The sequence below is a fragment of the Streptomyces rhizosphaerihabitans genome, assembly GCF_025399795.1.
Taxonomy (GTDB): Bacteria; Actinomycetota; Actinomycetes; order Streptomycetales; family Streptomycetaceae; genus Streptomyces; species Streptomyces rhizosphaerihabitans.
Genome location: NZ_JAODTZ010000039.1, coordinates 29,776 through 49,483, shown reverse-complemented (window position 1 = coordinate 49,483; position 19,708 = coordinate 29,776). Strand labels below are relative to the sequence as shown.

The following is a 19,708-nucleotide window of genomic DNA, read 5'->3' as shown; positions in this document are numbered from 1 at the left end:
GACGGCGGCCGACGGAACTTCGCGACAACGGCCGACTCACGCCGCCCATACGACAGTTGAGCTGCCCTCGTCCCAGGTGAGAGCCGTATGCGTCAAGAACGCAACAAGGATTCGCTCACCTCTGTACCCAGGTGTCGGCGAGGAGCACACTCCCTTCGTTCGGTGCCGATAGGGCACCATCAAAAGGGGGCGTATGCCGATGGTTGTCGGCGTCGTGGCGGGGGCGGTTGTCCTCGCACTGATCTTCATCGTTGTGGTCTTCAAGCTCATGTGGCGTGTCGCGGAGCCCAACGAAGCACTGATCATCTCCGGTTCGAAGCATCGGACCGAGGGCCTTGAAGAGGGCATGGGTTTCCGCATCGTGACGGGGCGCGGCACGCTGGTGCTGCCGGGTGTGCAGGCGGTGCGGAAGATCTCGCTCGACCTCAACGAGACCGAGCTGCACGTGGACTGCGTGACCACCCAGGGCATTCCGCTGAAGGTGCGGGGTGTGGTCATCTTCAAGGTGGGCGACGACTTCGTGTCGATCGCCAACGCGGGCCGCCGATTCCTCGACCAGCAGAAGATGATGGCCGAGCGGGTGCACAACGTGTTCGCCGGTCATCTGCGGTCCATCGTCGGCGGGTTGACCGTCGAGGACATGATCCGCGACCGGGAGAAGCTGACCGGCCAGACCCGGGCCGCGTGCGGTACGGAGATGGAGAAGCTCGGTCTGATCGTCGACTCGCTGCAGATCCACGAGATCGAGGACCCGACCGGGTACATCAAGAACCTCGCGATGCCGCACGCCGCCGCCGTACAGCGGGACGCGCGCATCGCGCAGGCGGAGGCGAACCGTCTGGCCACCGAGGCCGAACAGAAGGCCGCGGCAAGGATGTCGGAGGCGACCCGGGACAGCGAGATCCTCCAGGCCGGCTACCAGGCCGAGCGCGACAAGGCGGCGGCGAAGGCCCGGCAGGCCGGACCGCTCGCGGACGCCGCCGCCCGGCAGGACGTCGTCGTGCAGGAGACCCGGATCGCCGAGCTCGACGCCCTCCGTCGCGAGCAGCAGCTCCAGGCGGACGTCCGCAAGCCGGCGGACGCCCAGGCCTACGAGACTCGGGCCCGTGCCGAGGCCGAACGTGACGCGCGGATCTCGGCGGCACAGGCCAAGGCCAAGGAGACCGAGCTCGCGGCCACGGCCGAGGCGAACCGGGTCAAGACGGCCGCCAACGCCGAGGCCGAGGCGACCAAGGCCCGGGGTGCGGCCGCCGCGCTGGCCACCAGGGCCACCGGTGAGGCCGAGGCGGCAGCGGCCCAGGCCAAGGGGCTCGCCGCCGCCGAGGCGACCCGCGCACAGGGCCTCGCGGAGGCGGAGACCATCAAGGCGCGGGCCGCCGCGCTCGCCGAGAACCAGGAAGCGGTGGTCGCCCAGCAACTCGCCGAGAACTGGCCGGAGATCGTCCAGGCGGGCGCGAGCGCGTTCGGCAACGTGGATCACATGGTGCTGCTCAACGGGGCCGACGGCATGTCGGAGATGTTCGCCAAGGCGCTCACCATGGGCGGCACCGGCCTCGGCCTGGCACGCCAGTTGCTCTCGACGATGAACCCGGAGGGGAGCACGGCCAAGAACCCGGCGGCGGAGCTCAACGGGGTCGTCCCGCCGGCCGGCGGGAGAGTGCCCGTGGACAAGGACAAGGGGTGAGGTCGGCGTGCTGAGGCGCACAGGCACCAGTGGTGAGGCGCACAGGCACCAGTGGTTCTGAGTGATGAGGCTCGGGTGTACGGGAGTTGAGCCACAGCTCCGGTACGCCCGACGCCGTGCGTCGGGCACTGCGCGGGAGTTGGACCAACACCCCGGCACGCCCGATCCCGTACGGCCGCGGACCCGCCCGCCGCGGCGCGCGGCGCAGGCTCTACCGTGGCCCGCGTGACTGCCTTTACCGAAGACGACGTTCCCGGCCGCTACGGCCCCTCCGCGACCTCCGAGGCCGAGCCCCGCGAGGTCGGCGCCGTGAAGACCGAGTACTCCCCCGCGCACGACGGCGACCCCGATCCCGGCGAGATCGTCTGGACGTGGGTGCCCTTCGAGGAGAACGACGGCCGGGGCAAGGACCGCCCGGTGCTGGTCGTGGCCCGGGAGGCCGCGGGGACGCTGCTGGCGGTGCAACTGTCCAGCAAGGAACACAACGACGACCGCGAGTGGGTGGCGATAGGTTCCGGCCCCTGGGACAAGTCCGGCCGCGCCTCCTGGGTGAACGTCGACCGGGTGCTCCGCGTCCACGACCAGGGCATGCGCCGCGAGGCCTGCGCCCTGGACCGGGGACGCTTCAACCTCGTCGTCAACCGGCTCAAGGAGCTCTACCGCTGGAGGTAGCCCGGTCAGGGCACGATCTGGTGACGGTTTCCCGCAGCAGGCGGTCGCACGATCATGTGATGTCAGTCGGCCTCGCTACCCTGCAGTGCTCTTGTTCACGTCGATCTGGGGAAACCTTTTGAGCACACCGCCATCCCCCTTTGGCTCTCCCACTGCGCCGCCGCCGGCAGCGGCGCAGTTCGGTCCCATGCTCGGCCAGCTCCCGCCGTACGGGTACGGTCCGGCCTGCCGTTTCTGTGGTTCCGTTCCGGCTGCGGAGGCCACTGTCCGCGGTCACCAGGGCTTTCTGGTGATCATGCGGTTCCTCAAGCTCCACGGGCCGTTCTGCCGCCGCTGCGGTATTGCCGCACATCGAGAGATGACGGCCAAGAGCCTCTGGCAGGGCTGGTGGGGCATTGCCTCAGCGATCATCAACCCGATCACCATGCTGATCAACATCCCGCAGCGGATGAAGATCAACCGCCTGGCCGAGCCGATCCCGGGGGCCCCGGGCCAGCCGATGGACCCGGGCAGGCCGGTCTTCCTGCGCCCGGCCATCCTCGGGCTGCTGCTGCCCGTTCTCGGCCTCGGGCTGCTGGTCGTCAGTGGGGAGAGCGACCCGGAGTTCGCGGACATCGGCGAGTGCGTGCACGTCAGCGGCAGCGACAGCAACCCGGATGTCTCCGTCGTCGGGTGTGGTGACGCCGACGCCGACTACAAGATCATAGGCAGGCTCACCGGCAGCACCGCCTACAAGAAGTGCGAGCGGTACCCGGGCTTCGAAGCCGCGTACACCGAGGAGTACGACTCCACGAAGTACACCCTGTGCCTTGGGTCGAACCGGGCAGAGTGAGCTGACGCCGCTGCTGTTCGAACCGGAAGCCGGGTCCCCTGTGCGGGGGGCCCGGCTTCCGGTCTGCGGGACGTTCGGTCGCGGAACTTTGCTCCGTGCCTCCCGGGGTGCATTCGAGTAGTCCTCGTCGCCGTTGAGGAAGTACCGCGCACGCCCGTCGCCGCCACGGAGGACGTCGTCGTCGAAGTCGTGCCGTACATGCCCGCCGACGCTGATGAAGGGCGGGAACGGGGCGAACACCGCCTGGTCGACACGGTCGAAGTCGGGCCCGTGCGCCCGCCCTTGTGCGAATCGACTTTGGGGTAGAAGCCGGAGCCCGTGTGGGCGGAGGTGGCGCCGGTGGCGATCGCCGCCAGGGGATGCCCTGGCCCGGCCGCAGCGGACCCTCCGCCACCACCGAGGCGGACCTGTACGACATCGGCCCCGTCCGCACCGAGTACGCCCCCGCCCACGACGGCGACCCCGACCCGGGCGAAATCGTCTGGACCTGGGTGCCGTTCGAGGAGAACGACGGCCGGGGCAAGGACCGCCCGGTGCCGGTCGTCGCCCGGGAGACCGCGGGCACGCTGCTCCCCGTTCAGCTCTCCGGCAAGCGGCACGACGGCGACCGCGAGCGGGTGGCCATCGGCGGCGGGCCGTGGGACCGGACCGGGCGGGACTCCTGGGTGGTGCACCGACTGCGGGAGCGGTACGGGTGGCGCTGAGCGCCACGCGGTGACGGCCGCGCCGTGCGGCGAGGACCGCGAGGCGCGGGTGCCGGAGTGATGGCCGCAGGGTGAAGCCCGAGGGCGCGGGCTGCCGGGCGAGGGCTGCCGCGTAGAGGTTGCCGGGCCAGAGCCGACGGGGGACCGGCCGCCCGGCGACGGGCGTCGCGGGCCGGTGGGTGGAAGTCGACGGGTGAGGCGCCCCGACGAGGGCGCGTCACGCTTCCCGGGGCCCGAATGCGAACGCCTGCTCGAATGCGAGGTATGTGGTCCGGCCCGGAGTGCGGTCCAGGATCCCGAACACCACGTGATCGAAGTACCCCTCGAAGCGGCCCTCGACCAGCAGCCCGCGGAAGGCCGCTGCCACCTGCGCCGGGTCGTTCCGGAACACCCCGCAGCCCCAGGCGCCGAGGACCAGCCGTCGGTAGCCGTGGGCGGCGGCCGTCTCCAGGACGCGTTCGGCGCGGATCGCGAGCGCGCCCGGCAGGTCGGCCGCCCGCTGCGGGGTGGTGCGCAGGACGACGCCCGCGTTGGGGGCCGCCGAGGTCAGGAATCCGGCCGGGAACGGCTCGTCGAGGAGCCGTCCGCGGTCGTCCCGGAAGACGGGCACGCCGGGTGAGTGAATGACACGGTCCGTGTAGAACGCGTCGCGGTGGGCGCGGTGATGGTCGTAGAAATCCCGGGCCCGCAGCAGGCAGGTGTACAGCGCGGAGGCCCGGCACAGGGCCTCCTCCTGGGCCTGGGCGCCGTTCAGATAGCCGCCGCCGGGATTGCGCGCCGAGGAGAAGTTCAGCACGGCGACCGGGTCCCCGCCCAGGGTGGTCAGCCGGTGGGCCGCCTCCAGGCTGCTCTCGCCCGTGACCTCGAACGATGTGCGGACGGAGGTCACCGACGGTGTCTCCACGGGTTCCGGGCCGTGCAGGCGCGTCCCGGCCCGCGCGGTCCCGACCGCCGCGGCGATGGACACCGTGCCTCCCGAGGGGCCGCGATAGTCCCCCGCCGCCACGATCTCCTCGGTCTCCCGGGCGATCGCACGCAGGCGCGCGCTCATGGCGCGACCCCCGTACGCGCCACGGTCACGGCCTGCGTGCGCTCCCCCGTCGTGCCCATGAACGCATCGTGAGCGATGCTGGTCCTGCGGCGCAACAGAGTTTCGCGGCCCCGCAAACAGTGGCTCCCGGTCCCGAAAGCGAGCATTTGCACCCTTGTGCGAACCGCCGAGAGGGTCTTGGGTGGACAGGTGATTGTCGGCCCGACCCACCAGACCCCGGGCCGGCGGCATGGTGGAATCTCAGGAGGATCCCGACATGTCCGATTCGGTGAGTGACTGTACGGAGCGCCGACGCTCCGCCGTCACCGAGGCCGAGGTGGAGGCACTGGTCCGCGGCATCTGCTTCAAGACCGGTCCGCCCCGCCTCCTCGGTGTCGAAGTTGAATGGCTCGTCCATGAGCTGCGCAGGCCGCGGCTCCCCGTACCACCTGAACGACTGGAAGCGGCATATGCCGCACTGCGGACCCTCCCCCTGCGTTCGGCGCTCACCGTCGAACCCGGTGGACAGCTGGAGCTCAGCTCCGTTCCCGCCACCTCCCTGATGGAGTGCGTGGGGTCCGTCTCGGCCGACCTCGACGCCGTACGCGCCACCTTGCGCGAGGCGGGTCTCGGCCTCAGTGGTTACGGCCAGGACCCCTGGAACCCCCCGAGCCGCTATCTCCGTGAGCCCCGGTACGACGCCATGGAGCGTTACCTCGACCGCGCGGGACCCGAGGGCCGCGCCATGATGTGCACGTCGGCCTCGGTCCAGGTGTGCCTGGACGCCGGGTACGAGGAACCGGGCCCGCTCGGGCACGGGCGCCGCTGGTGGCTGGCCCACCAGCTCGGCGCGGTCCTGGTGGCTGCGTTCGCGCACTCCCCGATGGCCCGGGGACGGCACACCGGCTGGCGTTCCACGCGGCAGTCGCTGTGGGCGTCGATGGACCCCGGGCGCTCCGACGCGCCGGCTCTGGGCGGCGATCCCCGTGCCGCCTGGGCCCGGCACGTGCTGGACGCGCCGGTGATGTGCGTACGGGCGTCCGAGGCACCCTGGGACGTCCCGGAGGACCTGAGTTTCCGGGACTGGACCCGGTCCGGCGCGCCACCGGACCGGGCGGACCTCGACTACCACCTGACGACGCTGTTCCCGCCGGTGCGGCCGCGCGGTCATCTGGAACTCCGCATGATCGACGCGCAGCCGGGCGAGAACGGCTGGATCGTGCCCCTCGCGGTGACGGCGGCGCTCTTCGACGACCCGGAGGCCGCCGAGGTGGCCTACAGGACCGTCAAGCCCCTCTCGGAGCGGGCGGGCCCCGCTCCGGCACCCCGCAATCCGCTGTGGCGGGACGCCGCGCGGTTCGGCCTCGCCGATCCGGAGCTGCGCGAGGCCGCGGCGGTCTGCTTCGCGGCGGCGTCCGAGGCGCTGCCCCGGCTCGGCGCCACCACCGAGGTCCTCGACGCGGTGGCGGAGTTCACCGAGCGCTATGTGGCACGGGGCCGCTGCCCCGCCGACGACCTGGTCGGCGTGGTTCGTTCGCAGCACGACGGTCGATCCGGGCGCCGTTCCGACGGCCGCCCGCAGGGTCGGTCCGACGGGAAGGACATCAGCACATGACCGGCACGACGACCCCCGATCCGCTCACGGATCCCGAGTCGCTGAGGCAGCGCGCGCTGGACGCGCTCACCACCGCCCGCGACCGCACCGCCCTGCTCACCTCGTGCGTGGAGGACCCCGATCTGACCGCGCAGCACTCGCCGTTGATGTCCCCGCTGGTGTGGGACCTCGCGCACATCGGCAACCAGGAGGAGCTGTGGCTGCTGCGGGAGGTCGCGGGGCGTGAGGCGATGCGGCCCGAGATCGACGGACTCTACGACGCGTTCGAGCACCCCCGCTCCGCACGGCCCTCGCTGCCGCTGCTGCCGCCCGCCGAGGCCCGTACGTACGCGGCCGAGGTACGCGGCCGGGCGCTGGACGTCCTGGAGGGCGCCGCGTTCCGGGGCACCCGGCTGACCGAGTCGGGATTCGCCTTCGGCATGATCGCGCAGCACGAACAGCAGCACGACGAGACCATGCTGATCACCCACCAGCTCCGCCGGGGACCCGCCGCCCTCACGGCGCCGGACCCCGCGCCCGTGCCGCCGTTCACCGGTCCCGCCGAAGTCCTGGTGCCCGGGGGCCCGTTCGTGATGGGCACGTCCACCGAGCCGTGGGCGCTCGACAACGAGCGTCCCGCGCACCGGCGTACGGTCCCGTCGTTCTTCGTCGACACGACTCCCGTCACGAACGCCGCGTACCTGGCCTTCATCGAGGACGGCGGCTACGGCGAGCCGCGCTGGTGGACCCCCGAGGGCTGGGACCACATCCGCGAGCACGGCATCGAGGCGCCGCTGTTCTGGCGGCGCGAGGGCGGGCAGTGGCTGCGGCGCCGCTTCGGCGTCACCGAGGTCGTGCCGCCGGACGAGCCGGTCCTGCACGTGTGCTGGTACGAGGCCGACGCGTACGCGCGCTGGGCGGGGCGGCGGCTGCCCACCGAGGCCGAGTGGGAGAAGGCGGCCCGCCACGACCCGGCGTCCGGCCGTTCCACGCGCTACCCGTGGGGCGACGAGGACCCGTCCCCGGCGCACGCCAACCTGGGCCAGCGCCATCTGCGCCCGGCCCCGGCGGGAAGCTATCCGGCGGGCGAGTCGCCGCTCGGCGTACGGCAGTTGATCGGCGACGTGTGGGAGTGGACGTCGAGCGATCTGGAGCCCTACCCCGGATTCGTCGCCTTCCCCTACCGGGAGTACTCGGAGGTGTTCTTCGGCCCGGAGTACAAGGTGCTGCGCGGTGGTTCGTTCGCGGTGGACCAGGTGGCCTGCCGGGGCACGTTCCGCAACTGGGACTACCCGATCCGGCGGCAGATCTTCTCCGGGTTCCGCACGGCCCGCGACGGGGATTCCTGATGTGCCGTCATCTGGCTTTCCTGGGAGACGAGGAGAGGCTCGGCGCGCTCCTCGTGGAGCCGGAGCACAGCCTGTTCCGGCAGTCGTGGGCACCCCGGCGGCAGCGGCACGGGACGGTCAACGCCGATGGTTTCGGGGTGGGTTGGTACGCCGAGGGCGACCCCGTTCCGGCCCGCTACCGGCGCACCGGGCCCATCTGGGGCGACCAGTCGTTCGCGGACCTGGCCCGGGTGGTCGGGACGAGAGCGCTGCTCGCCGCGGTGCGCGACGCAACCGTGGCGGGCGCGGACGGGGAGGCCGCGGCGGCGCCGTTCGCCGCGGGCCCCTGGCTGTTCAGCCACAACGGCGCGGTCTCCGGGTGGCCGGACACACTCGCGCCCCTCGTATCGGGCCTGCCCGCGGCCGAGTTGCTGTCGCTGGAGGCCCGGTGCGACTCGGCGTTCGTGTGGGCGCTGGTCCTGCGTCGGCTGCGCGCCGGTGACGAGGAGGGCCAGGCGCTGGCCGACACGGTCCTTGAGGTCGCCGAGGCGGCCCCCGGGTCCCGGCTCAACCTGCTGCTCACCAACGGCGGGACGATCACCGCGACCGCCTGGGGCGACACCCTCTGGTACCTCCTCGAACCGGGCCGTCGCACCCTCGTGGCCTCCGAGCCGCACGACGACGACCCGCGCTGGCGGGAGGTCCCCGACCGCACCCTCCTCACCGCGAACCGCACCGAGGTCCTGCTCACCCCGCTCAAGGACATGAGCGACGACATGGCATCCGCACAGCGCAAGGAGCCCCGTACGTGAGTCCGTTCCTGCTGACCCGCACCCTTCCCGAGGACGCCACGGACGCGGCCCTGCGCGCCGACGTCCTGCACGGCCTCGGACACCTGCCCAAGACGCTGCCGCCGAAGTGGTTCTACGACGCCCTCGGCAGCGAGCTCTTCGAGAAGATCACCGAACTCCCGGAGTACTACCCGACGCGCGCCGAACGCGAGATCCTGCTCGCGCGGGCCGGGGAGATCGCCGCGGCGAGCGGTGCGCGCACCCTCGTCGAACTCGGTTCCGGCTCGTCGGACAAGACCCGCCATCTGCTGGACGCGATGGCGGACCTGCACACCTACGTGCCCGTGGATGTCAGCGAGAGCGCCCTCACCCAGGCCGGGCACGCGCTGATCGCCGAGCGGCCGGGCCTGAACGTGCACGCGCTGATCGCCGACTTCACCGGCGGTCTCACGCTCCCGGGCACCCCCGGGCCACGGCTCGTGGCCTTCCTCGGCGGCACCATCGGCAATCTGCTGCCCGCCGAGCGCGCGACGTTCCTGGCGTCCGTACGGGCTCTGCTGTCGCCCGGTGACGCCCTGCTGCTCGGTACCGACCTGGTCAAGGACGAGTCGGTCCTCGTCAAGGCCTACGACGACGCGGCCGGTGTGACGGCCGAGTTCAACAAGAACGTGCTGAGCGTCGTCGACCGCGAACTCGGCGCCGACTTCGACCCCGCCGCGTTCGAGCATGTCGCGCTCTGGGACGCCGAGCACGAGTGGATCGAGATGCGGCTGCGGTCTCGGATCGAGCAGACCGTGAAGATCCCCGCCCTCGACCTGGCCGTCCACTTCGCGCAGGGCGAGGAGCTGCGGACCGAGATCTCGGCGAAGTTCCGCGAGGACGGCGTCCGCGGCGAACTGGCCGCGGCGGGCTTCGGTCTGACCCACTGGTGGACGGACACGGAGGGCCGCTTCGCGCTGTCGCTGAGCAAGGCGGCGTAGTACCTGGCCGTCCCCGGCCCGACTGTCGCCGAAGCGGTCTCCGAGGTGGAGCGACTTCCCTCGGAGACCGCTTCGACGCGACCTGCGGTCCGCTGCCGACCGGACTGGTTCCGGCCAACGGCCGGGCAGGTACGGGGCACCAGCCGCACAGGGTCCGGACGACAGCCGCGCAGATCCTGGGCAACATCCGCACAGGTCCTGGGTGCTGGAGAAAACGTCCTTCACCCGCCGTCGGGCGCCAGGATGGTCGTGATGCGGTCGGAGGCGCGCCGGGCCTCCGTCGCCGGATCGGCTCCGCCGAGGATCTTCGTCATGCAGTCCTTGATCGGGTTGTTCGCCTCGACCGCGGCCCATTGGGGTGACGACGGGGTGGCCCGGCCCTGCGCGGCGCCCGCCGCCATGGCCGCGGCCCCCGCCTCGCTCGCCACGGCGTGGGCGAGCGTCGTCTTGTTGGGCACGTAGTTCATCGTCCGGGCCAGCTCGGTCTGCCATTTGGCGCCGGCGAGGGCGGCGACGACGGCGGTGGCGCCGGGGCGGTCGTCGGTGTTCTCTGGCACCACGAGGTCGGAGCCGCCGGTGAAGACCGCGCCGGGCTTCGCGGCCGTCCTGCCGGGGACCGGGAAGAAGCCCAGCTTGCCCTTGAGGTCCGGGTTGACCTGCTCGATGGCCTGGACGAGTCCGGGCACGGCCACGATCTGGGCGACCCGGCCCCTGGCGAACACCCCTGACTGTGGCGGGTGTTCCTCGTCGGCGCCCGCCGGTCCGTCGCCAAGTCGCTGAAGGTGCCGGTAGAAGTCCATGCCGCGCAGGGCGGCCGGTGTGTCGAGCGTGCCCTCCCAGTGTCCGGGGCTCGACTCCTCGGCGAGGTCGCCGCCCTCGTCCCAGATGAACCCGGAGAGGGTGTACCAGTCCTGTCCGGCCAGGTAAATGCCCTGGTTGCCACCGGAGTTGAGCCGCTCGGTGTCCGTGAGCCACTGTTCGCGGGTCTTCGGCGGCTGCTTGATGCCGGCCCCCGCGAACAGGTCCTTGCGGTAGATGACGACGCGGTTGGCGGCGTACCAGGGGATGCCGTACTGATTGGATCCGAACCGGCCGGGTACGGCGAGGCCCGGCAGCCAGTCGTCCATACCCAAGTCGCGCATCGACTCCAGGGTCATGTCGCTCAGGCCGCCCCGGTCGACGTACTGCGCGACCTGGGTATTGCCGACCTCGATGACATCGGGCGCCGCCCGGTCGTCCCGCTTCAGCGCCGCCTGCACCTTCTCACCGATCCCCGTCCACTCCTGGATGCGGATGTCGAGCCGGAGGTCACCGTGCCTGCGCTCGAAATCCTCGGTGAACCGCTTCAGGAAATCCTTGGAGGCGCTGTCCTTCATCAGCCACACCGTGACGGTCCGCCGGTGCGTGCCGCTGCCGGGGAGGGTGCCGCAGGCGGTGAGCAGGGAGGCGGTGACGCAGACGACGGCGAAAAAGCGGCGTTTCACGTTCACGAGGGTCCTGTTCTGTCTTGCGGACAGGGGCAAGGGCCCGACGTGGGGGACGAGCCGGTCGCTCGAACGGGCGTCTGGAGTTTGGTATGGACCAATCAACTCCGTCAAGGGCCCACCGTCACCCGGTCACCCCGCCGTCTCGCGGAGCGCCACACCCTGGGGCACCGTGGAATGACGCCTGGCACTCGCGCCACGGCGGAGAGGAGCACCCGCATGTCCGACCACACCTACCGGGTCACCGAGATCGTCGGGACCTCCCACGAAGGCGTCGACCAGGCCATTCGCAATGGGATCACCCGGGCCTCACAGACCCTGCGCAACCTCGACTGGTTCGAGGTCACGCAGGTCAGGGGCCAGATCGAGAACGGGCGGATCGAGCACTACCAGGTCGGCCTGAAGCTCGGTTTCCGGCTGGAGGACGCCGACTGACCCGACCCGCACCCACGGATCCCGTCACCCGCCTGGACCCCTCAGGTCCGCCCCTCCCGCCCCTGCGCGTCCTTCAGCGCCGCTGACGCGGCCGCCCACCGTGCCCGTACGACCGTGAAGCCGGCCCGCTCCGCCTCCTCGCAGACGAATGCGTCGTCATCGACGAGGACGCGGATCTCCCGGTCGCGGGCGAGCCGGCGAAGGATCTCCAGCTTGGTGCGGCGGGCGGGCCTGCGGTCGTCGTTGCGCCGCATCCAGATGCGCCCCTCGGGCAGGCCCCGCGCGGCCAGCCAGTCCACGGTCGCCCGCCGGCACCGCTCGGGACGGCCCGTCAGATAGACGACCTCGCACTCCCGCGCGCTGCTCAGCGCCAGCGCGACGCCCTCCGCGAGCGGCGGGTCCTCGGACGCCGCCGCGAAGAACCCGTCCCAGTCCCGGGGCGCGCGCTCCAGGAACCGCTGCCGGTGCGCGGTGTCCGCGAGGGTGCCGTCCAGGTCGAACACGGCGAGTGGCCTGCTGCTCTGCTCCTTCACACGGACCAGCCTAGAGAGCGGCACCGACACCGGGCGCGCCACGACACCCGGCCCAGGCGTCAACACGCTCAACTTCCGTCTCTACGGGCCCTGTTCACACCACCTAGCAAGCCCTTACCGTAATGCCTCGCACAGCATGTCGCACACCATTCGGTATTTCGAACAAGAGGGCGGTGGTGGCGGGACCCCACCGCCGCGCTCTTCGGCATGCGGGAGGTCCAGGTGACCCCCCCCCCGCCCTTCTTGGCGAGCCCCCTCTCGCCGGCCGCGTGACCGATCCGAGGAGAGCCGCACATGACCACACCCGACACGGCGTCGCCCGCACGACAGCCGTCCCGCCGGAGTCTGCTCCGCGCGCTGGCCGCCCTGCCCGCGACCGCCCTCGTCCTGGGCGAACTGCCGGGGCTGCTCGGCACCGCCGTGGCCGCCGCGCCCGCCCGCGGCTACGCAACCCGCTACACCATCGTGCCGTTCCTCAACAGCGACGACGGCACCGTCAACGTCTACGAGTCGGACGACGCGACCGACTTCCGGCTGCTGAAGGCATCCGCGTACACACCGCCGGCCAACCGGATCCGCGACGCCAGTGTGTTCAAGCACACCGACGGCTACTACTACGTCACCTACACCACGCACACCTGGCAGGACGTCAGCACCACCATCGGGTTCGCCCGCAGCTCGGACCGGGTCAACTGGACGTTCCTGTACGACTACACGGTCCCGGTCACCGGCCTCTCCCGGGCCTGGGCACCCGAGTGGTTCGTGGACAGCGACGGCAGCGTCAACATCATCGTGTCCTGCTCGGTCACCAGCGATGAGTGGATCTTCACGCCGTATCTGCTCAGGGCCACCGACTCGGCGCTGAACAGCTGGAGTTCGCCGGTGGTCCTCACGGGCATCGGCCCGAACCACATCGACACCTTCATCGTGAAGGCGGGGTCGGCCTACCACGCGTTCACCAAGAACGAGACGACGAAGTACATCGAGTACGCGACCGCCTCCGCCCTCACCGGCCCGTACACGATCCAGCGGACGGGCGACTGGGCGGGCTGGGGAGGTACCCGTGAGGGACCGGCGCTGATCCAGCTCGACAACGGCGGCCGGCGGATCTTCTTCGACGGTTACGGCGACGGCAGTTACTACTACAGCGACAGCTACGACACCTTCGCCACCTGGAGCGCGCCGAAGAAGCTGCCGGGGATCTCCGGCACCGCACGCCACTTCACCGTGGTCAAGGAGACGGTCTCCGGAGGGCCGAGCCTGCCCACCGACGTCGCCCGGTCCTTCCGGTCGGCCAACTACACCACCCGCTACTGGCAGGAGCAGTCGGCGCTCCTCAACCTCCCGGTGGTGAGCGCCTCCAGCACCGGCGCCGCGAAGCAGGCGTCCTCCTTCACCGTCGTGGCGGGTCTCGCCGACGCGAACGGCGTCTCCTTCCGGGACGCGGCCGGCAACTATCTGCGGCACTACGACTTCCGCGGCCGTTTCGACGCGAACGACGGGACGGCGGCGTTCGCGAAGGACGCCACGTTCGTCGTCCGGACGGGCACGTCGAGCGGCTCGCTGCGCTTCGAGTCGTACAACTACCCGGGCCACTACCTGCGCCACTACAACTACCAGCTCCGCGCCGAAGCGGCCGACGGCACCGCCCTCTTCCGCCAGGACAGCTCGTTCGTCCCTGTCACGGCCTGGGCCTGACCTCCGTATGAGGATCGAGGAGACCGCCATGAACGACAGTCCCCTTCAACCGTCCCGGCGCGTCGCTCTGGGGGCGATGGCCGGCCTCACCGCCGCCGTCGCCCTCGGCGCTCCGGCCGCCCGCGCCGCGGCCGGAGGCGCCTATGTGATGGGCTACTTCACCGAGTCCCCGAACGGCGACGGAGCGGACTACGGCCTTCATCTGGCCGTCAGCGCCGACTCCCTCCAGTGGACGCCGCTGAACCAGAACAAGCCCGTCGTGACCCCGACCGGCGGTACCGGCGGTCTGCGCGACCCGTTCATCCTGCGCAGGCAGGACGGCACGTTCGTGGTCCTGGCCACGGACCTCAAGGGCACCGACTGGAGTCTGCAGAGCCAGTACATCCACGTCTGGGACTCGGCCGACCTGCGGTCCTTCACCAGCTACCGCCGGCTGAAGCTGCACGACATGGCCACCCACAGCTGGGCGCCCGAGGCGTACTGGGACGCCGGGCGGGGCCAGTACGGGATCATCTACTCCGCGGTCGACTCCAGCGGCCACAACGTCATCATGGTCAACTACACGACCGACTTCGTGACGGCGTCGGCGGCGCAGGTCTTCTTCGACCCCGGCTACGACGTGATCGACGGCGATCTGGCCGTGGGCGTCGGCGGCGTGAACTACCTGTACTTCAAGAAGGACCAGACCCTGGTGGGCGCCAGGTCGACGACCCTGAACCCCGGCAGCTTCACCGTGTTCAGCACCCCGGTCGCGCACGGCGGCACCGAGGCCCCGATCCTCATCAAGTCCCAGTCGACCGGGACTTGGTTCCTCTGGGGAGACACCTACACGCCGAATGGGGTTTTCTACGCCTGGCAGTCCGCCGACCTCGCGAGCGGCACCTGGACGGCGGTCGACCAGCGCCTGTACACACAGCCGCTCAACTCCAAGCACGCGGGCATCCAGCCGATCTCCACGACGGAGTACGCCAACCTCCTCGCGAAGTGGGGCGCTCCCGCCTGGAACCGGCTCAAGTCCTACAACTATCCGGCGCGTTACGTCCGGCACTCCAACTACGTCGGCCGGATCGACGAGTACCCCTTCGACCCGTACACGGACTCGCAGTGGACGCTGGTGCCCGGACTCGCCGACACGGCGGGCGTCTCGTTCCGTTCGGTCAACTACCCGACGCGCTACCTGCGGCACAGCAACTACCAGATGGCGCTCGACGTCAACGACGGGACGACGACGTTCGCGCAGGACGCCACGTTCTACCGGACAGCGGGCCTGGCCGACACCTCGTGGTCGTCCTTCCGCTCCTACAACCACCCGGACCGTTACCTCAGGCACGCAGACTACGTGCTGCGCATCGATCCGATCTCCACCTCCACCGACAAGGCCGACGCCACCTTCTCGGTCGGTTCTTGACGTCCCTTCGTCCCCAGGAGACAACCCCCGATGTCCCCTCTCCGCAGACTTCTCGCCGGTGCGGCGGCGGCAGCCGCCGCACTCGGCGGCCTCACCGCGGCCGCGTCCCCCGCCACGGCCGCCGACTCGGGCACGTTCAGTGTGCTCAGCTACAACGTCGCCGGGCTGCCCGACGGCATCTCCAGCGCCCCGACACCCCGCGCGTCCAGTACCACGGCGATCGGCGGGCTCATCGCCCCCTACGACATCGTCCATGTCGAGGAGGACTTCAACTACCACGCGGCCCTGTACGCGGCCGACACCGCGCACGCCTACCGCACGCCCACCAGCGGCGGCGCCGGCATCGGCAGCGGCCTCAACACCCTCTCGAAGATCTCCTACGACACCGACGACTTCGAGCGGGTCGGCTGGAACTCCTGCCAGGTCGACTCCGGCGACTGCCTCACGCCCAAGGGCTTCACCTTCATGCGGGAACGCCTCGCCGAGGGCGTCTATGTCGACTTCTACAACCTGCACACCAACGCGGGCACCAACGACGGCGACCTGGCCTCCCGGGCCGACAACCTCAATCAGCTCACCGCGTTCATCAGCACCCACTCCGCGGGCAACGCCGTCGTCGTCATGGGCGACACGAACACCCGCTACACCCGCTCCGGCGACACCATCGCTGAGTTCGGCGCCGCCAACGGGCTGACGGACGCCTGGGTCCAGGTCGTCCGCGGCGGCACCCCGCCGGCCAAGGGAAGCGACGCGCTCGTCTGCGACCAGAGCGGCACCACGGTGCCCAACACCTGCGAGGTCGTCGACAAGATCCTCTACCGTGGCAGCAAGCTCGTCACACTCGACGCGACCAGTTACAACAACGAGCACACGCGGTTTTTGACCTCGGACGGCCTGATGCTCTCCGACCACGACCCGATCACCGCGTCGTTCACCTGGTCGCGCAACACGGCCTTCCAGCTCAGCGACCAGTTCGGTGGGCCGCACGGCGACTACTTCAACGACATCGCCGGAGTGCCGGCCGGCGCCCGAGCGACCACCGTGTCCCTGAGCAGCGGCGCACGGATCGACCGGATGGGGCTGACGCTGAGCGATGGCACGACGTTCACGCACGGCGGCACCGGCGGCACCGCCGCCTCACTGACGCTGGGCAGCAGTGAGTACGTGACCTCCGCGCAGCTGTGCGAGGGCGTGAAGGACAGCCACACCCGGATCTTCTACACGAAGTTCACCACGAACCTCGGCCGCACCCTGGCCGGCGGCACGACGACGGCGGACTGCGTGACCCGCACCGCTCCGGCCGGCCGGCAGATCGCCGGCTTCCACGGCCGCGCGGGCGACGAGGTCGACAAGATCGGCTTCATCTACACCCAGCGCTGACCGGACGGCACCGAGCTCCTTCCCCGCCGAGTCCCCGGACCCGGCAGGGAAGGAGCCGGCCGTCGGCCCGTCAGGAGGCGTCGGACAGCCACGGCCTGACCTTTCTGCGCGCCTCGTGCAGACGGGACTTGAGCGTGCCGAGCGGAATGCCGACCCGCTCGGCTACCTCCGCGTACTCCAGCTGACAGATGTCGCGGTAGACCAACGGCGCGACCAGATGCGGGTGTTCGCGTTCCAGGCGTTCCAGCGCCTCCAGGAGGTCGATCCGGGAACCCGCGATGACACTCGTGGTGCGCGGATCGACGTACTGCGCCGCGTCGATCGCCTCAGGCCGCTCGGCGGCGCGCCGCGTCAGCTCGCGGTACTTCTGCCGGGCGCAGTTGGCGACCACCGTGTACAGCCAGGTGCTGAAGCGGCTGCGGCCCTCGAACGTCGTGATCTTCCGGGCCACTTGGAGGAGCACGTCCTGAGCCGCCTCCTCCGCGTCCTCGCGGCAGGGCAGAAAGCGTCCGCACCGCCGTACGACCTCGGGCCGGACCTGCTGGAGCAGGACGTCGAGTGCCGCCCGGTCACCGGCGGCCGCCCGCAGGGCCAGCTCCTCGGTCTCCGCCGCGTCCCCCACCGGGCGCTCCCCTCGCTGTCGATCAGAGGCCAGGCATGATAGTCGAACGCCCTGTCCAGCGCGTTTCCGGCAGCACGGACACCGCGGTACCCGGCGCTCCGCGGTGGCCCGGCAGTGGCACTCCGGGACGGGTCAGGGCCGGATGTCGAGTACGTCCGACACCGGACGGCGCGGTGCGCCCGGACCGTCGGGGCCGTATCCGAGGCGCAGCACCATCTGTACGTTGCCCTTCCCCGACACCGGGTCGCGAAGCGGCCAGCGCAGGTCGGTCCACTCCAGCGCCTGAGTGGCGAATGAGCTGGACAGGCCCTCCAGGGTGGCCAGCAGCAGTACTCGCTCCATGGCCTGTCCGGCGCGCAGCCAGTCGGCCGGACGGTCGTCGGCCGTGCTGACGAGGGCGAGTTGAGGAGAGCGTTCGAACTCGCGCGTATCGCGCCGTGCCACGGGTTCGTTCCCGGCGAAGTCGCGCATGGGAGCCCTGCCGTCGTGCCGGAGCGGACCGAAGGCCTGCTCCGGGACCCCGTCGGAAGCCGTGGTCCCGGCAGGGGAGTCGAGACGGGTCCAGGCGGCCAAGTCCTCGTTCCTGCCCCGATCGGTCAGGTTGCGCGCCTCGCCCTCCTCGATCAGTTCCAGTACTTCCTCCAGCCGCCATACGTCGGGAAAATCCAGGGCGGCTCCCTCGCGGTGGGCCGCGTCAGCGAGCGCCGTACGAATGGCCCCGGGAATCTCGGTCGCGTCGAACGGGAAGCGGCTGGTGTGCCGCCGGTGTATCGCCGGGTACAGCGCGGCGAGGTCGCTCGGGCCGGAGTCGGTGAGCCGCACGGCCGCGAGCAGTCCTGGATCAGAGGGGTCGGGCAGCAGGCGGGTCTCCGGGGACCAGCCCCCGTGCACCGCCGCGACCCGCAGGTTCAGCAATGCCGCGCCACAACCGATGTGAAGGCCCCGGGTGTCCGGGTCGGCGTGCGGCATGGCGCGGTCGAAGTCGGCTCGCACGTGTACCGTGCGGCTGCCCCGGAAGTAGGCGAAGCGCCAGGGCTGTGCGTTGTGCATCGACGGGGCGGCGGCGGCATCGTGGACCAGGGCCGCCATCCACTCGTCGGTCGGTGTCCGAGGGCTCACGGGAGCCTCCCTTCGTGAGTCGGCGGCCCCGGGGACGGAACCGTTCTTCGGTTGTCTCGTGGTGGCCGTGGGCATCCCGTGCGCGCGGCGGGCTCCTGGGAGCGACCGTCCCGCGACCCGTCAGTGATCGGCCGCGGTGATGCGCCGCCCGGTGATGCGCTCGGGCCGGATCGACACCCACATCTGACGGTCACCGCCCGCCCATGACTCGGTGTGGGCCCGGTCGGCCAGCCGTTGCACAGCCTCGGGTTCCGTGACGCTCGACGCGGCACCGACGACGAGCACGCTCCAGCCCTGGCTCATCGCCTCGTCCAGATGGTCGACCTCGAAGGCGACCTCCGTTCCGACCGCCTGCGCCACCACTGATCCGGGAGCGGTCCGGAGGGTGATCGCGTCGTCCACGACCTCGTAGTTCACCGGGACGACCGATGGGCCTTCGGGGCCCGACACCGCGATACGGCCCACACCGTGCGTGGAGAGCCGGGCGCGGCATTCGTCGGGTCCCAGGTCCCGCAACCGGGGATGAAGGAGCGCCTGCCCCTGGCCGGGCGGCAGGTCGCCGCCGCCTCCGCGCAGTGCCTCGACGCTGACGCCGAGCGCGTCGGCCAGTCTGATGAGGCTCGCCAGGCTCGGATCGGCCTGACGTTCTTCGAGGTACGCCAGGTAGTCCGGCGCCATCCTCGCGCGACGTGCCGTTTCCGTCCGGGTCATCCCCTGCCGCTCTCGCTCGGCGGTCAGGCGTCGGCCGATGTCACCGGGGTTGGGGGGTGCGTGCGGCGGACTCGTGGCGGCCCGGCCACTCGTTCCCTCCCCCCGGGAGGTGTCGGGGGACCCGGGCGCGTGCTCGACGGGACGGACATGCGCGTCCGGTCCCGGGAACACCAGCGTCACCTCGTCCGTGTCCGACCAACGTACGTCGTACGGAGGTGTGCCGTCGGAGTGGTGGAGGGCGACGATCTCTCCGTCGCGCCGGGTGCCTCCCGACGTCACACCGTCGATGACGAGGTGATCCCCAAGATGAGCTCTCATGATCGCCTCCGCTTCCTGAGGAGAGGGTGGTGAAACCAACGTGGCACGCACGGGATACCGCCGCACGCGGCGCCCCGCGAGCGTGTCTGTCCCCGGGGAGAGCCCACAGCGCGTCGCCGTGAGCACGCGACGTGCGCCCTCTGCCCGGCGGCGCGACTCGACCCGGTCGGGCCGACGCCGCGGCGGGTCCGCGCTCGGAGAGGAGTGGTCCTGGTGCGGTGGACGGGCGCGGGACGGACGCCTGCGCTTGCCGTGTGCGCTCATGACCTGGCCTCCAGAAGGCGCCGGTCGGGTTCCTTCCACGATCGGACGGTCCATGGCTCCCGGTCAAAGGGCCGAAGGTCCCGGGACCGCGGCCACCCGGGAAATCCTCACTCCGCTCACT

18 protein-coding genes are annotated in these 19,708 nt (G+C 70.9%); 12 read left to right on the top strand and 6 right to left on the bottom strand.

Annotated elements, in window-relative coordinates; all coding sequences use genetic code 11:
- Positions 1 to 193 precede the first annotated feature (193 nt).
- From N4G66_RS31145 to N4G66_RS31130, 4 genes are all read left to right on the top strand, one after another.
- Positions 194 to 1,684 carry a flotillin family protein gene (locus N4G66_RS31145; protein WP_261707598.1) on the top strand — a complete coding sequence of 497 codons (1,491 nt, stop codon included), beginning with the start codon at positions 194 to 196 and terminating at the stop codon, positions 1,682 to 1,684.
- Between the two features lie 225 nt (positions 1,685 to 1,909).
- Complete coding sequence (locus N4G66_RS31140) at positions 1,910 to 2,356, top strand: type II toxin-antitoxin system PemK/MazF family toxin (RefSeq protein WP_261707597.1); 447 nt, start codon at positions 1,910 to 1,912, stop codon at positions 2,354 to 2,356.
- A gap of 358 nt (positions 2,357 to 2,714) precedes the next feature.
- Positions 2,715 to 3,188 carry an LppU/SCO3897 family protein gene (locus N4G66_RS31135; protein ID WP_261707596.1) on the top strand — a complete coding sequence of 158 codons (474 nt, stop codon included), beginning with the start codon at positions 2,715 to 2,717 and terminating at the stop codon, positions 3,186 to 3,188.
- A 359-nt stretch (positions 3,189 to 3,547) separates the two neighbouring features.
- Positions 3,548 to 3,892, top strand: coding sequence for a type II toxin-antitoxin system PemK/MazF family toxin (locus N4G66_RS31130; RefSeq protein ID WP_391858914.1), 345 nt, complete (start codon positions 3,548 to 3,550; stop codon positions 3,890 to 3,892).
- A 217-nt stretch (positions 3,893 to 4,109) separates the two neighbouring features.
- Here the strand turns inward: N4G66_RS31130 and N4G66_RS31125 are convergent, their stop codons facing one another.
- Positions 4,110 to 4,943 (bottom strand): TIGR02452 family protein, encoded by an 834-nt coding sequence (locus N4G66_RS31125; protein ID WP_261707595.1) that lies wholly within the window; start codon positions 4,941 to 4,943, stop codon positions 4,110 to 4,112.
- Positions 4,944 to 5,199: 256 nt separating this feature from the next.
- On the opposite strand from N4G66_RS31125, the gene egtA reads away from it, so the two are divergent.
- The 4 genes from egtA to egtD are packed head-to-tail and all read left to right on the top strand — an operon-like array spanning position 5,200 to position 9,615.
- The gene (gene egtA / locus N4G66_RS31120; protein ID WP_261707594.1) at positions 5,200 to 6,537 is read left to right on the top strand and encodes an ergothioneine biosynthesis glutamate--cysteine ligase EgtA; all 1,338 of its coding nucleotides are present in this window, start codon (positions 5,200 to 5,202) and stop codon (positions 6,535 to 6,537) included.
- Positions 6,534 to 7,865, top strand: coding sequence for an ergothioneine biosynthesis protein EgtB (gene egtB / locus N4G66_RS31115; protein WP_261707593.1), 1,332 nt, complete (start codon positions 6,534 to 6,536; stop codon positions 7,863 to 7,865). Before egtA ends, egtB begins: the two co-directional genes overlap by 4 nt.
- A complete protein-coding gene (gene egtC / locus N4G66_RS31110) occupies positions 7,865 to 8,656 on the top strand; it encodes an ergothioneine biosynthesis protein EgtC (protein WP_261707592.1) in 792 nt (263 codons plus the stop codon). The genes egtB and egtC overlap by 1 nt, the downstream gene beginning before the upstream one ends.
- Positions 8,653 to 9,615: an L-histidine N(alpha)-methyltransferase gene (egtD, locus tag N4G66_RS31105; protein WP_261707591.1), complete on the top strand. Its 963-nt coding sequence runs from the start codon at positions 8,653 to 8,655 to the stop codon at positions 9,613 to 9,615. The genes egtC and egtD overlap by 4 nt, the downstream gene beginning before the upstream one ends.
- Before the next feature lie 221 nt (positions 9,616 to 9,836).
- Here egtD and N4G66_RS31100 read toward each other — a convergent pair whose 3' ends face one another.
- Positions 9,837 to 11,099 carry an extracellular solute-binding protein gene (locus N4G66_RS31100; protein WP_261707590.1) on the bottom strand — a complete coding sequence of 421 codons (1,263 nt, stop codon included), beginning with the start codon at positions 11,097 to 11,099 and terminating at the stop codon, positions 9,837 to 9,839.
- A 219-nt stretch (positions 11,100 to 11,318) separates the two neighbouring features.
- On the opposite strand from N4G66_RS31100, the gene N4G66_RS31095 reads away from it, so the two are divergent.
- Positions 11,319 to 11,534 carry a dodecin gene (locus tag N4G66_RS31095; protein ID WP_261707589.1) on the top strand — a complete coding sequence of 72 codons (216 nt, stop codon included), beginning with the start codon at positions 11,319 to 11,321 and terminating at the stop codon, positions 11,532 to 11,534.
- 41 nt (positions 11,535 to 11,575) lie between these two features.
- Here the strand turns inward: N4G66_RS31095 and N4G66_RS31090 are convergent, their stop codons facing one another.
- Positions 11,576 to 12,067, bottom strand: a complete 492-nt coding sequence (locus tag N4G66_RS31090) for a phosphatase domain-containing protein (RefSeq protein WP_261707588.1) — start codon at positions 12,065 to 12,067, stop codon at positions 11,576 to 11,578.
- Between the two features lie 294 nt (positions 12,068 to 12,361).
- Here N4G66_RS31090 and N4G66_RS31085 point away from each other — a divergent pair, with 294 nt between their 5' ends.
- The 3 genes from N4G66_RS31085 to N4G66_RS31075 are packed head-to-tail and all read left to right on the top strand — an operon-like array spanning position 12,362 to position 16,553.
- Positions 12,362 to 13,765, top strand: coding sequence for a glycoside hydrolase family 43 protein (locus tag N4G66_RS31085; protein ID WP_261707587.1), 1,404 nt, complete (start codon positions 12,362 to 12,364; stop codon positions 13,763 to 13,765).
- 28 nt (positions 13,766 to 13,793) lie between these two features.
- On the top strand, positions 13,794 to 15,173 hold the full coding sequence (locus N4G66_RS31080) for a glycoside hydrolase family 43 protein (protein WP_261707586.1): 1,380 nt from the start codon (positions 13,794 to 13,796) through the stop codon (positions 15,171 to 15,173).
- 30 nt (positions 15,174 to 15,203) lie between these two features.
- Positions 15,204 to 16,553: a jacalin-like lectin gene (locus tag N4G66_RS31075; RefSeq protein ID WP_261707585.1), complete on the top strand. Its 1,350-nt coding sequence runs from the start codon at positions 15,204 to 15,206 to the stop codon at positions 16,551 to 16,553.
- A gap of 70 nt (positions 16,554 to 16,623) precedes the next feature.
- Here the strand turns inward: N4G66_RS31075 and N4G66_RS31070 are convergent, their stop codons facing one another.
- The 3 genes from N4G66_RS31070 to N4G66_RS31060 all read right to left on the bottom strand — a co-directional run bounded on the left by N4G66_RS31070 (position 16,624) and on the right by N4G66_RS31060 (position 19,323).
- Positions 16,624 to 17,175, bottom strand: a complete 552-nt coding sequence (locus tag N4G66_RS31070; RefSeq protein ID WP_261707584.1) for an RNA polymerase sigma factor — start codon at positions 17,173 to 17,175, stop codon at positions 16,624 to 16,626.
- Positions 17,176 to 17,307: 132 nt separating this feature from the next.
- Positions 17,308 to 18,264, bottom strand: a complete 957-nt coding sequence (locus N4G66_RS31065; RefSeq protein WP_261707635.1) for an Acg family FMN-binding oxidoreductase — start codon at positions 18,262 to 18,264, stop codon at positions 17,308 to 17,310.
- Between the two features lie 150 nt (positions 18,265 to 18,414).
- The gene (locus N4G66_RS31060) at positions 18,415 to 19,323 is read right to left on the bottom strand and encodes a DUF1918 domain-containing protein (RefSeq protein WP_261707583.1); all 909 of its coding nucleotides are present in this window, start codon (positions 19,321 to 19,323) and stop codon (positions 18,415 to 18,417) included.
- Positions 19,324 to 19,708 lie beyond the last annotated feature (385 nt).